Genomic DNA, 15393 nt, shown 5'->3' with positions numbered 1-15393 from the left:
TTATACCTTAATAGTGTTTGAAATATGATTTTTTAAAAAATCTTTCATCTCATTCATCAATTTTTCTGCAATTTTAACTCTCTCAAGATATGACAATTTCCATTGGGAGATTGTATTGAGAAGCTTTAAAACTCCCTGAGACAGCACATGAGATTGTCGGTTAGAGGAGCATTTTTTACAGATTACAAAACCATCTGAATAAAAGGATTCTCCATCTAAAGAAACACCGCAGACTCCACAATGCCTGAAATCAGGAAGATAGCCGAGAATTTTTAATGTTTTTACTTTAAGAAAAACTATGTAAATTTCTGCGCTTTGAGTCTTTTCCATAAAAAAAAGACTTTCTAAAAAAAGAGAAAAAAGTTCATGATTTGGCTCTCTTTTTGGAAGAATGTCTAAAAAGAGTCTTAAAACCTCTGACAGCTTTAAAAAGAGCTTGTAATTTTCTCTGATTTTCTGAAAAGGCTGTATTATGTCTGATTGAATTATTTTCTGAAGTTTGTCTTCTTTTCCAATAAAAGAGATTCTTGCATAGGTTAAAGGTTCAAAAGAACTTCCCCAGCGACTTTTTATTTTGCGAGGGCTTTTTGCAAAAAGATTTATTAATCCAAAATCTTTACTAAAATAGGCAACGATTAGATCTGCTTCTGCGTAGTCTGTATTTTTGAGGACAATTCCTTCAGTGGAATAAATCACTACATTATATTGCCAAAATCTTCTGGTTTAAGATTTTTGAGCCACTCTTCAAGCTCATCAGCTTTTCTCAACTCAAAGATTCCTTCCTCAACAAATATTGGTGCTTGAACCCTTAAAGCAATTGCAACAGCATCAGAAGGACGAGAGTCAATTGCTCTTTCTCTTACTCCATCGTGAGCATAAATAAGAGCATAATAAGTATTATCAATTAAATCAGTTATCACAACCTTTGTAATGCGAACTTCAAGCTCATCAAGAATATTTTTTATCAAATCGTGCGTTAAAGGCCTTGGAGTAAGAACTTTCCCTAATGCAAGTGCTATTGAGTCTGCCTCTGGTTTACCAATCCATATTGGAAGTGTTTCATTCCCATCTATCTGCTGCAGTAACATAATATACATTCCACTTCTTGGATCAAAAAGCAATCCTTCTACTTTCATCTCAATTAACATCTCAATACCCCAGTGATTTTAATATTATATCTCTTTGCCTCCACTTTTTTCTAACCTTTACCCAGACCTCAAGAAAAACCTTTGTTCCCAAAAATCTCTCAATATCAAGCCTTGCCTCTTGTGCAATCTTTTTTAACCTCTCACCCTTTTTCCCTATTATAATAATTTTCTGACCTTCTCTTTCAACATAAATATTTGCTCCAATGTGGATCAGTTTTTCTTTCTCATCCCATTTTTCTATTTCAACAGCCACTGAGTAAGGAATTTCATCATAAGTGTATTTCATGATTTTTTCTCTTATGAACTCACCAACCATGAATCTTTCTGCCTGATCAGTAAGCATATCCTCTGGATAAAGCTTCGCAGAGTCTGGAAGATAAGAAATAATTCTTTCAAGCAGGCGTTCAACTCCATCGTTTTTAAGGGCAGAAATTGGAATTATTTCTTTGAATGAATGTAAATCTTTGTACAGATCTATTAATGGAAGAAGGCTCTGCTTTGAGATTGTGTCTATTTTGTTAATTGCAAGAATAACAGGCTTATTGAGTTTTTTTAGTTTTTCAATAATTGAAAATTCAGTTTCAGAAGGGTTCACTGGGTCTACCATAAAAACTATTAAGTCAACCATATCCATTGCCTGATGAGCTTCTTTAACCATGAATTCACCAAGTTTATGTCTTGGTCTGTGAATTCCTGGTGTGTCAACAAAGATAATCTGAGCATGGGCAAGATTTTTTATTCCAATAATTCTATTTCTTGTTGTCTGGGGCTTTTCCGTGACAATGGCAATTTTCTCTCCAACAACTGTATTCAGAAGTGTTGATTTACCAACATTAGGTCTTCCAATTAATGCAACATATCCACATTTCATCTAAGTTCTTCCAATGCTTTGCGTATTCTATTAATGCCTTTTGACAGATTTTCCATGCTCGTTGCATAGGATATTCTTATATATCCTTCAGCACCAAAGGCAGAACCTGGCACAACTGCTACAAGGGCTTTTTCAAGTAGATAGATGCTTAAATCCATTGATGAATTTATTCCGTTTTTTCCAAGAATTTTTTCTATATTCGGAAAAGCATAAAAGGCACCTTTTGGCATTTTGCAGGAAATGCCTGGAATGCTGTTTAACTCTTTCACAAGATGGTCTCTTCTTTTTTCAAACTCCTGACGCATCTCAGCCACACAATTCTGAGGTCCTCTCAATGCTGCAACTGCTGCTTTCTGGGCAATGGAGGTTGGATTTGATGTGGACTGACTCTGTATTTTTGTCATGGTTTTTATAATCTCTTCTGGTCCTGCTGCATATCCAATTCTCCAGCCAGTCATTGCATGGGATTTACTCAATCCATTTACAACGATGGTTTTATTTTTAACTTCTTCACTTAAAGATGCAATACTTATGTGTTTTCCGCCATCATAAATCAATTTTTCATATATCTCGTCAGAAATAATGTAAAGGTTGTGTTTTAAAGCAATTTCTGCGATCTCTTCCAGTGCTTTTTTTGTGTAAATGAAACCAGTAGGATTTGATGGTGAGTTAAGAATAATTGCCTTTGTTCTGGAAGTAATATTTTCTTTTAAAATCTCTACAGAAAGCATAAAATCATTGTCTTCAGTTGTTTCAACAATCACTGGTTTTGCATCATTGAGAAGAACCTGATCAGGATAAGAAACCCAGTATGGAGCTGGAATTATTACTTCATCCCCTGGACCAAATAATGCCTGAGCAATGTTATACAAAGAATGCTTTGCTCCACAGGACACTAAAATATTTGCTTTTTCATACTTTAATCCATTGTCTCGCTCAAGTTTTTCAATTATTGCCTCTTTAAGCTCATCAATCCCGCCAACAGGAGTATACTTTGTAAAACCATCTTTGATTGCCTTTATTGCAGCTTCCTTAATATGTTCAGGTGTGTCAAAATCTGGCTCTCCAACTCCAAAATTTATAACATCCATTCCCTTTGCTTTTAATTCCTTGGCTCGGCTGTCAACAGCAAGAGTTGCTGAAGGTTTAATTTTTTTTGTTCTCTCTGCTAACATACTTCCTCCCTAATATATTTTCTTTTTGCATGGCTTCCTAAGGAAGTTAACACTTCATATGGTATTGTCTCTGCCCATTCTGCTATATCCTGAGCTGTAATTTTTTCATTTCCTAAGTCTCCGAGCAAAATCACCTCATCATCCACTTTTACCTCTCGGATATCTGTAAGGTCTATCATTGTAAGGTCCATGCAAACTGTGCCCACAACTGGCACTTTTTTCCCTCTGACAATAACCTTTGCTCTATTAGTTAATTTTCTGAAATATCCATCAGCATATCCCACTGGAATAACTCCAATAACGCTATTTTTTTTGGTTATAAAAGTTCTTCCATAACTTATTGGTGAACCCTTCGGAAGCCTTCTTATGTCAATAATTTTTGTTTTAACTTTCATGCATGGTTTTAATTCTTTTTCAAAGTTTTGACCGTATCCATAAAGCATGAGTCCTGGCCTTACTGCATCAAATAAAGCCTCAGGATATTTGATTCCTTGAGAGTTTGCAATGTGGAAAACAGGGCTAATTCCAAGATTAACAATGCATCTTTGAATCTCTTTAAATTTTCTTATCTGTTCTGTTGTCCATTCTTTGTTTTCTGCCTCTGAAAGATGACTCATGACACCTTCAATTTTTATATTTGGTAATTGAGCAATTTTTTTAATTGTTTCGCATGGTGCATTATAAATTCCAAGTCTTCCCATACCTGTCTCAACTTTAACATGAACAGAGAGATTAACTGCTTTTTTGTGAGCCTGTTTTGAAAGCAGCTGAGCCTGTTTAAAATCAAAGACCACTGGAGTAAGATTGTATTTAAATATACCTTCCACTTCTCTGTCAAAGAGAACAATAATTTTTGATTTTATTCCTGCTTCTCGTAATATGGCAGCTTCTTCAAAAAAAGCCACTCCAAAGGCAAAGCATTTTTTTTCAAGAGCACGGGTAACCTCTACTGCTCCATGTCCATAGGCATCTGCTTTTACAATTGCTATTATCCTGCAGGATGGATTAATTGGCTTGACAATAGCTTTAACTGTATGAAAGTTGTGAATTAATGCTTTTAAATCTATCTCTGCTTCAAGAAGTCTCACATTTATTTTTTCTCTTCATCCTTTTTTGGAGTTACATCAATCTCGTCCTTTTCAGAGGTTGCTTTTTTAAAGTTCCTTATAGCCTCTCCAATTCCTTTGCCAATCTGTGGTAGTCTTGTTGCTCCGAAAAGAATAACCACTATTATGAGAATAAGCATTAATTCCTGTGTTCCTAATCCAAACATTTTTTGCCTCCTTTTTCAAGAAATTTTAAATCTTCTTCTGTGTTTACATTAATAAAAGATAACCCTTCTTCATCTAAATTTGCAACATCAACTGTCTGAGCATGCACATCTTTAATAAGTCTAATCATGCTGAGCTTGTCTTCTTTAAGTAAATTTTCTAATTCATTCAGCATCTCTTTTGAATAAATCCCTGGTAAAGGATAAATTTTTTCATTATAACAGCCAACAGTTATGTTGTTTTTTTGAGAAATATGTTTTCCACCAAGAAAATAGATGATTTCTTTTTTAACAAAAGGCATATCGCAGGCAAAGGCAAAGACATCGTATTTTGAGTTTTTCAATGCAACATGAATTCCTGCCATTGGTCCTTTAAAAGGATAAATATCTCCAATGAGAGGTACTCCAGTATAAAAATATGCTTCAGGAAAGTTTGTAACGATGAAAAGATCTTCAAATATTTCTTTTAAGTTTATGAGAAGAATTTCAATAAGCCTGCGGTTATTAAAAGAGAGTAAACATTTATTAATTTTCATTCGTGAAGATTTTCCACCAGCAAGTATCACACCTGTCAGAGGCAGCTTAGATGACAATTGCACCGAGATATCCTACAACTTTATCATAGTCTCTGCTAACTTCAGCAGAGGTTGCATATTTAATAATTTGAACTTCCTTTGCACCAAGAAGTTTTGTTGCCTGAAGCATTACTGTGGTGGGAATTACTCCACACATTGATATTCCATGCTCTAATACAGTGTTGTAAACTCCCTCTGGATCAAAGGCTTTAATTTTTTCAATTACCAGAGCATCAACCTTTCTTGCAAGATCATCTGGTAAATAATGGCTCATATCTGTGCTTGCAATAACAATAACTTTATCTTTAAGAGTGAGTTCTTCCACTGCTTTAGCAATGCCCTGTGCTAAACTGAGACAGTCTTTAAGTGAAAGCATTTTTAATGTTATCGGCACAATCTGAGCCTGAGGATTGAGTTTATAAATAAAAGGAAGCTGCACTTCCAGAGAGTGTTCATAAAGATGAGCCTCCGTGTCTTCTGTAGCAGAAGATTTTTCCATGATTTTTTTTGCAAGTTCTTCATTTATTTTTAAACTTCCAAGAGGAATATCCCATTGCCCCTCGGTCATCAAAGAAATCTCTGCTCCATAACCAGTATGATTTGGTCCAAGAAGAATAAAGGTTTCCCGAGGAGAAATTCTTGAGTATACTGAACCTGCTACATGACCTGAATAAACATATCCTGCATGAGGACATATGGCACCACGAGCATTTACTTTTGCCTGTGAGGGCATGTATTCTTCCATTTCATATAAAAGTTCTTTAGGATTTGATGGATAAAAATACCCTGCAACTGCTGGCTTTCTTCTGAGCATTTTACACTTCCTCTTGTATTTCTGTGCCTGTGTACATGTCTGTATAATCAAGGAATCTTGTATAATCATCCAGAAAAGTAAGATACACAGTGTCAGTAGGACCATTTCTCTGCTTTGCTACTATTATTTCAGCTTTCCCTTTGTTGGCAGTGTTTTTCCTGTTGTATACCTCATCCCTGTAAAGGAAAATTATTACATCTGCATCCTGTTCAATTGCACCTGATTCTCTTAAATTTGCCAGAGTAGGTCTTCTATCAGAAGTTTTTTCCACTGAACGGTTAAGCTGAGAGAGTGCAATGACAGGAACTTTTAACTCCTTTGCCATAGCTTTAAGTGAACGGGATATATCAGCTATTTCCTGCTCTCTTACATCATATGAGTTTCTACTTCGCATAAGCTGAAGATAGTCTATGATAACCAATCCAAGGCTACCTTTTTCCATTTTGAGCCTTCTTGCTTTTGCCCTTATCTCAAGAACGCTCATCTGAGAAGAATCATCTATGTAAATTGGAGCTTCACTGAGTCTTACAGCAGCATCAGTAATCCTTTCCCAGTCTTTTTTACTGATAAATCCTTTCCTCAAGCTTGTGGAATTTACCATTGCAATGCTACTGAGAAGTCTCATCGCAATCTGCTCTTTTGACATCTCAAGGCTGAAAAAGGCGACAGGCTGCCCAAGTTCTACTCCCACATGCTGGGCAATGTTCAATGAAAAAGCTGTTTTTCCCATTCCTGGTCTGCCACCAATAATTATCAAATCCCCTGGCTGAAAACCTGAGGTTAACTCGTCAAGGTCCTTGAAACCTGAAGGAATACCTGTTATTACTGCCTTTTTCTCATACATGCTCTCTATTATCTTGAAAGTATGTTTCACAACATCTTTCATATGATAAAAGCTTGTATTTGTTCGTTTTTCTGAAATTTCAAAGATTAATCTTTCAGCATAATCAATCATTTCCTCAGCATCCTCAGGCTCTTCATAAACCTTTGTAACAATCTCTGTGCAGGCACGAATAAGTGCCCTCAATAAAGCCTTTTGTCTGACAACTCTGGCATGATATTTTATATTTGCTGCTGTAGGAACTACTGTGGTAAGATTTCCTAAATAGCCAACTCCACCAGCCTCTTCAAGCTCACCCTTGTCCTTTAAATGTTCTGTAAGAGTGATGAGGTCAATTGGCTCATTTTTATCAAAAAGTTCAAGCATTGCCTGATAAATTTTTCTGTGTCTTTCGCTGTAGAAATCTTCTGGTGAAAGTATTTCAATTACTTTAGTTATTGATTCTCCTTCAAGAATTATTGCTCCCAGCACAGCCTGTTCAGCCTCAAGACTCTGAGGTGGTAGTCTGAGGGCAGTAGCATCTATTTCCTTTAAATAAGCCATTATTCTCCTACAACATTAATCTTTAATTTTGCACTGACATTTGAATGGAGTTTAACCTCTACTTCATGCTCTCCCAATCTTTTTATGGGCTCTAAGATGTTGATCTGTCTTTTGTCAATGGAAAAACCTTGATTTTGTAAAGCTTCTGCTACATCTTTTGCTGTAATGGAACCAAAAAGTTTCTGGTCTTCTCCAGCCCTTGCTTTAATTATAAGTTCAAGAACACTGAGTCTTTCTGCAACTGATTCTGCATCCTGACGCTTTTTCTTTGCTTCTTCTTCAAATTTTTTCTTTTGATACTCAAGGGCTTTTAAGTTTTTCTCATCAGCAATTAATGCAAGTCCTCTTGGCAGAAGATAGTTTCTTGCATATCCATCTTTTACATTGATAATCTGTCCTGCTTTACCCAATCCATGAACATCTTCTTTGAGAATTACCTTCATTACTGCCTCCCCACAAAAATTTTTCACTTAAATATATCATACCATATGCACAAACAAGTATAGGAAGCCTGACTATTTTGAGCTCAGTTCTTTAATGATTTTCAATAATGATTTTTTTAATTCAGTGTCAGAAAAAAGTTCTGATTATTGAAAATAACCGACTTGTAAGAGAAGTCTTAATGGAGTATCTACGGTTCTTCGGCTATGAAGGTGAAATTGCTACATCAACTGTAAAATCATTTTCAGACTACAAATTTATTATAGCTGATTATACAACAATAAAGGAATGGAATCTTCTAAAAGAAATAGAGAGCATAATTTTTCATAAACCTGTGATAATTTTATCTACCTTGAACTGCCCTGAAGAAGAAATTTTCAAATATAATGCTCTCTGTCTTACCAAACCTTTTTATCTTCAAGAGTTTAAAGAGGCTTTAAGGAGCATTGATGAAGAATTTCATAAAGCAGCACAGTAGCACGCATGGCAATATTCAGGCTTTCTTTTTTACCGACATCTTTAATAAAAAGCTGTATATTCTTTTCCGGGAAAAAGTAGATGTCCTCTTTTTGGGAATCCGAAAGTTACAGTTATCTTTGCTTTGATAGCAACTTCGAGAATTTCTGCTGTATCTGAAGACATTCCTCAAGGAAGAACAATAATATTTTCTGGATTAAGCTCAAGCCAGGAGGGATAAATCTAAGTAATTGTAAAAAACTGAAGAATTTTTACATAATAGAAAAACTCAAATTTCCGAGATGGAGGCGCCTATGCTTATTGTTCAAAAATATGGTGGAACTTCTGTTGCAAACATTGAAAGAATAAAAGCTGTTGCAGAAAGGATTTCAAAAACTGTTAAAGAAGGCAACAAAGTGGTGGTTGTTGTTTCTGCAATGGCTGGAGAGACAGACAAACTCATTGGACTCGCTCATCAGGTATGTTCAAACCCACCAGAAAGGGAGATGGATTTGCTTCTTTCCTCTGGAGAAAGAGTTACTGCCGCACTTACAGCAATGGCTTTATGTGAACTGGGACATAAGGCAATTGCTCTTACTGGAAGGCAAATGGGAATCATTACCGATGCAGTACATACAAAGGCAAGAATTGAGAAAATTATCGCAACAAGAGCATTGAAAGCTCTGGAAGATGGTTATGTTGTAGTAGTTGCAGGATTTCAGGGAATTACAGAAACAGAGGATGTGACAACACTTGGTAGAGGTGGCTCTGATCTTACAGCTGTTGCCATAGCAGCTGCATTGAATGCTGATTTATGTGAGATTTATACAGATGTTGATGGTGTATTTACTGCTGATCCAAATATTGTGCCCAATGCCCGTAAGCTTGATAAGATTTCTTATGAAGAAATGCTTGAACTTGCTTCACTGGGAGCAAAGGTTTTGCAAACTCGTTCTGTGGAGTTTGCAATGAAATACAATGTCCCTGTAATAGTTCGTTCAAGCTTTAACTGGAATCCAGGAACATTAGTTACAAAGGAGGATAAAGATATGGAAAAAGTTGTAGTATCAGGCATTGCCCATGACAAAAATCAGGCAAAGATTACAATTCTTAAAGTTCCTGACAGACCTGGAATAGCAGCAAAACTGTTTAAAGCAGTGGCAGATGCCAATATTGTTGTTGACATGATTGTTCAGAACATAAGCAGTGATGGTAAAGCAACTGACATTTCTTTTACTGTTCCTAAAACAGATGCTAAAAAAGCTCTTGAACTTACAGAAAAAATTTCAAAAGAACTTGGAGCTGAGGGAGTTATTTTAAATGAGGGGATAGCGAAAATTTCCATTGTAGGCGTTGGCATGAGAACACATTCGGGAGTAGCAGCTCAGATGTTTGAAGCCCTTGCCAATCATGGAATAAACATAATGGCAATAAGCACATCAGAGATAAAGATTTCATGCCTTATTGATGCTAAATATACTGAGCTTGCTGTAAGAGTTCTTCATGATACATTTAAGTTAGGTGAGCAGTAATGGACATTGTTTCACCAAGAGGATTTCTCTATTCTGTTGCAAAGGCAGGGATTAAGTACCCAGACAGGTATGATATTGCATTAATTTATTCTAAGAAACCAGCACAGGTTGCAGGAGTCTTTACTACAAATCAAATTAAAGCAGCGCCAGTAAAAATATGTATGAGAAGAATACGCTCAGGACAGGCTCAGGCATTGATTTTAAACAGTGGAAATGCAAATGCCTGTACAGGGCAGAACGGGATAGACAATGCATTAAAAATAACTAATTATCTGGCAGACAGGCTTAATATCAATAAAGAACATGTTCTACCGCTTTCAACAGGAGTTATAGGAGTGCCTTTACCTGTTGAAAAAATCATTAAAGCAGTTGATGAACTTGTAAGCAGTCTTGGCAATGCTCAGCCAGCACAGGTTGCAGAAGCAATAATGACAACAGATACTTTTCCAAAGCTTACATACAGGCAAATTAAAGAGGATACTGCATTGACAATTCTTGGAATATGTAAGGGTGCTGGAATGATCTCTCCGAATATGGCAACAATGCTGTGCGCAATACTTACGGATGCAAAGATAAGTTCGGATTTGATGAAAGAGGCTTTAAGAGATGCTGTGGCACAGAGCTTTAACTCAATTACAGTTGACGGAGACATGTCAACAAATGATACGGTTTTAATGCTTGCAAATGGAGAATCTGATATAAAGATTGAAAGAAAAACCACTTTATGGAAGCAGTTTAAAGGAGCCCTTACTGATTTGTGCATTGAGCTTTCAAAAATGATAGTGAAGGATGGGGAAGGAGCAACAAAATTCATAACAGTTAATGTTAAAGGAGCTAAGACAGCTCAGGATGCAAAAAGAGTTGCCAGAGCTGTGGCAAATTCCCTTCTGGTTAAAACAGCCTTTTATGGATGTGATCCCAACTGGGGTAGAGTGATTGCTGCTGCGGGGTACTCTGGAGTTTCTTTAAAGGAAGAAAAAATTGAGATTTATATAAATGACATATGCCTTTTTGCTAAAGGAATGCCAACGATTAAAGAAGAAGATTTAAAAGAATCTTTAAAGCAGAGTGAGATTGAGATTTTGATAAATCTGAATCTTGGTAAAGGACAGGCAAAGATTTTTACAACAGATTTATCTGAGGAATATGTGCGAATAAACTCTGCCTATAGAACATAAATTGTGATATAATTAAGTTATGCCTGAAGTTATAGAAAAAATATCAAAACAAGAATTGGAAGCCCTTGTAAAAGAGATTGTTGAAAACTTTGTCCGTCAGAATGAACAACGGGTAAAAGAATTTTCTCTTATTGAAAGGATAATCCGAGTTGAAGAAGAACTTAAGGCATTAAGAGAAATTGAAAATGCCAGATTTGAAGCAAGTGAGAAACGCTTTGAGGCAATTCTCAGTGAGATGAAAGCATATCGTGAAGCGAGCGATAATCGTTTTGAGGCAGTGCGCAATGAGATGAAAGCTTATCATGAAGCAACTGAGAAGCGGTTTGAAGCAATGGATAAACGTTTTGAGGCAGTGCGCAATGAGATGAAAGCTTATCATGAAGCAACTGAGAAGCGGTTTGAGGCAATGGATAAGCGTTTTGAGGCAGTGCGCAATGAGATGAAAGTTTATCATGAAGCAACTGAGAAGCGTTTTGAAGCAATTGATAAGCGTTTTGAGGCAATTGATAAAAGAATTCAATTTTTGCAATGGTTTATGGGGGCAGGCTTCACATTTATAACTATTCTCATAGGAATTTTCGGATTACTCAGACATTAAATTTTATTGAACTTTTGATACCTGTTCTTTTATCATAAAATTATGGAAGAAAAAATTTTCCTCGAAGAACAAGAGGAAATCTCAATTGATGCTCCTGACCGTTACAGAGTTTATCTGCTGAATGATGATTACACAACAATGGATTTTGTTGTTCATGTGTTAATGACAATTTTTGACAAATCAAAAGTAGAAGCCACCCAAATTATGCTTTATGTTCACAGACACGGAAAAGGTCTTGCAGGAATTTATCCAAAGGAGATTGCTGAAACAAAGGTGGCTCAGGTGGAAAGCCTTGCAAGAGCTAATGGTTTTCCATTAAAATGCACTATAGAAAGAGATGATCAATAAGGATTTACAGATTATTATATCAGCCACTGTTGAAGATGCCATTGAGAGAGGCCATCAATATCTTACAGTTGAACATCTTCTTTATGCTATTCTTCATGATGAGTTTGGTATGGAGATAATTAAAAACTGTGGCGGCGATCCTGAACAGATTAAAAGAAATATTGAAAGATTTTTTGAAGAACAGGTTCCAAAAAGAAAAAATAAGGGTCAGACATATCCAACAGTGAGTTTCCAGAGAGTGATGGAAAGAACTCTCAATCATATAAAAAGTGCAGAAAAAAAAGAAGCTGATGCAGGAGATTTCCTTGCCTCCCTTTTTCTTGAGGAGGAAACCTACGCAGTAAACCTTCTTAAGTCATATGGAATTACAAGAATTGATATTTTGAATTATATTTCTCATGGTAGTCCTAAGACACGCTTTGGAGAAACTGTAACAAAAGAGGAAAAACGGGGAGATCCTCTTAAGACCTTTACAATAGAACTGGTTGAAAAGGCACGAAGAGGAGAAATTGACCCAATAATTGGTAGGGACAGTGAACTTGAAAGGGTTATCCAGGTTTTAAGCAGGAGAAGAAAAAATAATGTAATTCTGGTAGGCGAACCAGGGGTTGGAAAAACAGCAATTGTTGAAGGACTGGCGTTAAAGATTGCTCATGATAAAGTTCCAGAGCATCTTAAAGATGTTAAAATTTTTGCTCTTGACATGGGTTCATTGCTTGCAGGGACTAAATATAGGGGAGATTTTGAAGCAAGGATGAAGACTTTAATAAACTCTCTTTATAAAATCAAAGACTGCATACTTTTTATAGACGAGATTCATACTGTTGTTGGTGCTGGATCTGCAAGTGGAAGCACTGTTGATGCATCAAATCTTTTAAAGCCTGTTTTAATTGAAGGGAAAATCCGCTGTATTGGTGCTACAACTTATGAAGAATATAGAAACTATTTTGAAAAAGACAGGGCACTTTCAAGAAGATTTCAGAAAATAGACATCTCCGAGCCTTCTGAGGAAGAGACAATTGAAATTCTTAAAGGACTTAAATCCCATTATGAAGACTATCATGGAGTTATCTATACTGAAGAGGCTCTGTGTGCAGCAGTTCATCTTTCAGCGAAATATATAACAGAGAGATTTTTACCAGATAAAGCCATTGATGTTATTGATGAGGCAGGTGCTGTTGTGAGACTTTACCACAGCGATAATCCTGTTGTTACTGAAAAAGTAATTGAGCAGACAGTGGCAAAAATAGCAAGAATACCTTCTCAGGAGATAACATCAAGTGAGGCTGACAGACTTAAAAATCTTGAATCAGGATTAAAATCTGTAATTTTTGGGCAGGATGAAGCAATAGAAGTAGTTTCAAGAGTAATAAAACTTGCTAAGGCGGGTCTTAAAGAGCCTCAGAGACCAATAGGTTGCTTTCTGTTTACCGGTCCTACTGGAGTTGGAAAGACAGAACTTGCAAGACAGCTGGCAAACATACTGGGAATTAGTTTTATAAGATTTGATATGTCTGAATATATGGAGAAACATTCTGTTGCAAAGCTTATTGGAGCTCCTCCAGGATATATTGGATTTGAACAGGGTGGACTTCTTACTGAGCAGATAAGAAAAAATCCTCACTGCGTGCTTTTGCTTGATGAGATAGAAAAAGCTCATGAAGATATATTTAATGTGCTGCTTCAAGTAATGGACTATGGAACTCTCACGGACAACACAGGAAGAAAGGCAGATATGAGGAATGTCATTCTTATTATGACATCAAACATTGGTGTAAGAGAAATGGAAAGACCAGTAATTGGTTTTGGTGATAGAAGTTCTGATCAACTCAGAAAAAGTAAAGAAGCAGTTGAAAGACTTTTTAGCCCTGAATTTCGTAACAGACTTGATGGAATAGTTACCTTCAATCCTTTACCTGAAGATATTGTTTTAAAGATTGTGGACAAATTTATAAAGGAACTTAATGAACAGCTTGCATCAAAAAATATTTTCGTTGAAATTACAGAGAAAACGCGAAAATGGATTGCTCAAAAGGGTTTTGATCCAAAATTTGGAGCAAGACCCCTTCAAAGAATTATTCAAAGAGAAATAAAAGTGCCGCTTGTTGAAGAAATCTTATTTGGAAGACTTAAACAAGGTGGAAAAGTTATCGTAACTCTACATGAAGGAAGCCTTTCTTTTGAAATAGATGACGGTGTATTTGCTTCGTCGTGATGAATTATTCTTTCCTCATCCAGAATTTGCAGATCCTGATGGATTACTTGCAATTGGTGGAGATCTTAGCACTGAAAGACTTATACTTGCCTACAGGTCAGGAATATTCCCATGGTACAATAATGAACCAATTCTGTGGTGGTCACCTCCTCAGAGACCTCTGATATTTCCCATGCTTTTTAAAATGTCAAGAAGTCTTTATCAGAGTTTGAAAAAAGACATTTATAAAGTTAGTTTTGATAGAAATTTTATCTCTGTTATTAAGGGATGTGCCACAGCTCCAAGAAGGGATTCTGTAGGAACCTGGATTACTCCAGAAATGATGGAGGCTTATATAAAGCTTCATAAACTTGGATATGCTCATTCAGTGGAAGTCTGGTTTGAAGGTAAAATAGTAGGAGGACTGTATGGAGTCTCAATTGGTAGAGCTTTTTTTGGTGAGTCAATGTTTACACTTATGAAAGATGCATCAAAGGTGGCTCTTGCCTGCCTTGTTGAGCATCTGATTAAAAATAGTTTTTATTTTATTGACTGCCAGATTACAAACAGACATTTATTAAGCCTTGGAGCCTATGAATTACCACGAAGAGTCTTTCTTGTCTTACTTGATGAAGCTTTAAAGAAAAAAGATTCAATAGAATGGAATAAAGAGCCAGAGCCTACATCAAAAACTGCAAAATTTCTGAAAGAAAAGTTAATTTCACGGAGGATTTATGAAGCTAATTCTTTTTGATATTGATGGAACTTTAATCAGTGCTGGAGGAGCGGGAACCCGCTCTCTCAATAAAGCTTTTGAAAAGGTTCTTGGAATTAAAGAGGCCTTTAAAAACTTTGAAATGGCTGGTAAAACCGATATCCAGATAATAAAAGAAGGACTTCTGCTTAATGGGATTGAGCCCTCTTCGTGGTTAGTTAATGATTTAATTGAAAGTTATCTTGAAAATCTAAAAATTGAAATCAATAACAATTCAAAGCATTTGAAACCAGGGGTTGATGAATTTATAAAACTCATTTATTATGAATTAAAATATCCAATAGGACTTCTTACAGGAAATCTTGAAAAAGGCGCAAGAATTAAGTTAGACCCCTTTGGCTTAAATTCTTTTTTCCCTACTGGTGCTTTTGGAAGTGACCATGAAGACAGAAACAAGCTTTTGCCCATAGCTGTTAAGAGATTTTCAAAGACATTCAATAATTATTTAGATTTCCATCATTGTATTGTTATTGGCGATACTCCAAGAGATGTAGCCTGTGCAAAGCCCTATGGAGCAAAGGTAATAGCTGTGGCTACAGGCCCTTACAGTTTTGAAACATTACAAAAGACAGAGGCAGACATAGTTATTAAAACTCTTGGAGAAATCAATAAAATTTTGCCACTTCTTTCCTAA

General features: G+C 36.1%; 19 protein-coding genes. 8 read left to right on the top strand and 11 right to left on the bottom strand.

What is annotated here, in order from left to right; translation table 11 throughout:
• From recO to rplI, 10 genes are read right to left on the bottom strand one after another with little or no spacing between them, the layout of a single operon-like run.
• Positions 1-696 carry a DNA repair protein RecO gene (gene recO, locus V4D31_RS08480; RefSeq protein ID WP_353686006.1) on the bottom strand — a complete coding sequence of 232 codons (696 nt, stop codon included), beginning with the start codon at positions 694-696 and terminating at the stop codon, positions 1-3.
• A complete protein-coding gene (locus V4D31_RS08475; protein WP_353686005.1) occupies positions 696-1148 on the bottom strand; it encodes a bifunctional nuclease family protein in 453 nt (150 codons plus the stop codon). The genes recO and V4D31_RS08475 overlap by 1 nt, the downstream gene beginning before the upstream one ends.
• Position 1149: 1 nt before the next feature.
• Positions 1150-2019, bottom strand: coding sequence for a GTPase Era (era, locus tag V4D31_RS08470; RefSeq protein WP_353686004.1), 870 nt, complete (start codon positions 2017-2019; stop codon positions 1150-1152).
• Positions 2016-3194, bottom strand: a complete 1179-nt coding sequence (locus tag V4D31_RS08465; protein WP_353686003.1) for a pyridoxal phosphate-dependent aminotransferase — start codon at positions 3192-3194, stop codon at positions 2016-2018. Before V4D31_RS08465 ends, era begins: the two co-directional genes overlap by 4 nt.
• Entirely contained in the window at positions 3188-4282 is a 1095-nt protein-coding gene (gene alr / locus V4D31_RS08460) for an alanine racemase (protein WP_353686002.1), read from the bottom strand. The genes V4D31_RS08465 and alr overlap by 7 nt, the downstream gene beginning before the upstream one ends.
• A gap of 2 nt (positions 4283-4284) precedes the next feature.
• On the bottom strand, positions 4285-4467 hold the full coding sequence (locus tag V4D31_RS08455) for a twin-arginine translocase TatA/TatE family subunit (RefSeq protein WP_353683977.1): 183 nt from the start codon (positions 4465-4467) through the stop codon (positions 4285-4287).
• Positions 4455-5057: a molybdenum cofactor guanylyltransferase gene (locus V4D31_RS08450; RefSeq protein ID WP_353686001.1), complete on the bottom strand. Its 603-nt coding sequence runs from the start codon at positions 5055-5057 to the stop codon at positions 4455-4457. Before V4D31_RS08450 ends, V4D31_RS08455 begins: the two co-directional genes overlap by 13 nt.
• Positions 5047-5853 carry an AmmeMemoRadiSam system protein B gene (gene amrB, locus V4D31_RS08445; protein ID WP_353686000.1) on the bottom strand — a complete coding sequence of 269 codons (807 nt, stop codon included), beginning with the start codon at positions 5851-5853 and terminating at the stop codon, positions 5047-5049. Before amrB ends, V4D31_RS08450 begins: the two co-directional genes overlap by 11 nt.
• A gap of 1 nt (position 5854) precedes the next feature.
• Positions 5855-7237 (bottom strand): replicative DNA helicase, encoded by a 1383-nt coding sequence (dnaB, locus tag V4D31_RS08440; protein ID WP_353685999.1) that lies wholly within the window; start codon positions 7235-7237, stop codon positions 5855-5857.
• A complete protein-coding gene (gene rplI / locus V4D31_RS08435) occupies positions 7237-7680 on the bottom strand; it encodes a 50S ribosomal protein L9 (protein WP_353685998.1) in 444 nt (147 codons plus the stop codon). The genes dnaB and rplI overlap by 1 nt, the downstream gene beginning before the upstream one ends.
• Before the next feature lie 107 nt (positions 7681-7787).
• Between rplI and V4D31_RS08430 the strand changes: the two genes are divergently transcribed.
• A complete protein-coding gene (locus V4D31_RS08430) occupies positions 7788-8156 on the top strand; it encodes a response regulator (RefSeq protein WP_353685997.1) in 369 nt (122 codons plus the stop codon).
• Positions 8157-8197: 41 nt separating this feature from the next.
• Here V4D31_RS08430 and V4D31_RS08425 read toward each other — a convergent pair whose 3' ends face one another.
• Positions 8198-8320, bottom strand: a complete 123-nt coding sequence (locus tag V4D31_RS08425) for a hypothetical protein (protein ID WP_353685996.1) — start codon at positions 8318-8320, stop codon at positions 8198-8200.
• A 128-nt stretch (positions 8321-8448) separates the two neighbouring features.
• On the opposite strand from V4D31_RS08425, the gene V4D31_RS08420 reads away from it, so the two are divergent.
• The 7 genes from V4D31_RS08420 to V4D31_RS08390 are packed head-to-tail and all read left to right on the top strand — an operon-like array spanning position 8449 to position 15393.
• A complete protein-coding gene (locus V4D31_RS08420; RefSeq protein ID WP_353685995.1) occupies positions 8449-9666 on the top strand; it encodes an aspartate kinase in 1218 nt (405 codons plus the stop codon).
• Positions 9666-10844 carry a bifunctional glutamate N-acetyltransferase/amino-acid acetyltransferase ArgJ gene (gene argJ / locus V4D31_RS08415; protein WP_353685994.1) on the top strand — a complete coding sequence of 393 codons (1179 nt, stop codon included), beginning with the start codon at positions 9666-9668 and terminating at the stop codon, positions 10842-10844. The genes V4D31_RS08420 and argJ overlap by 1 nt, the downstream gene beginning before the upstream one ends.
• A 19-nt stretch (positions 10845-10863) precedes the next feature.
• A complete protein-coding gene (locus tag V4D31_RS08410) occupies positions 10864-11442 on the top strand; it encodes a hypothetical protein (protein ID WP_353685993.1) in 579 nt (192 codons plus the stop codon).
• 42 nt (positions 11443-11484) lie between these two features.
• Positions 11485-11790, top strand: coding sequence for an ATP-dependent Clp protease adapter ClpS (gene clpS / locus V4D31_RS08405; RefSeq protein WP_353685992.1), 306 nt, complete (start codon positions 11485-11487; stop codon positions 11788-11790).
• Positions 11780-14005, top strand: coding sequence for an ATP-dependent Clp protease ATP-binding subunit ClpA (gene clpA, locus V4D31_RS08400; protein WP_353685991.1), 2226 nt, complete (start codon positions 11780-11782; stop codon positions 14003-14005). Before clpS ends, clpA begins: the two co-directional genes overlap by 11 nt.
• The gene (gene aat / locus V4D31_RS08395) at positions 13980-14738 is read left to right on the top strand and encodes a leucyl/phenylalanyl-tRNA--protein transferase (protein ID WP_353685990.1); all 759 of its coding nucleotides are present in this window, start codon (positions 13980-13982) and stop codon (positions 14736-14738) included. Before clpA ends, aat begins: the two co-directional genes overlap by 26 nt.
• Positions 14719-15393, top strand: a complete 675-nt coding sequence (locus V4D31_RS08390; RefSeq protein WP_353685989.1) for an HAD family hydrolase — start codon at positions 14719-14721, stop codon at positions 15391-15393. The genes aat and V4D31_RS08390 overlap by 20 nt, the downstream gene beginning before the upstream one ends.

This window comes from Thermodesulfovibrio sp. 3462-1 (assembly GCF_040451425.1).
Taxonomy (GTDB): Bacteria; Nitrospirota; Thermodesulfovibrionia; order Thermodesulfovibrionales; family Thermodesulfovibrionaceae; genus Thermodesulfovibrio; species Thermodesulfovibrio obliviosus.
The sequence above is the reverse complement of the archived record's forward strand: the minus strand, read 5'-3'. Positions and strand labels throughout refer to the sequence as shown.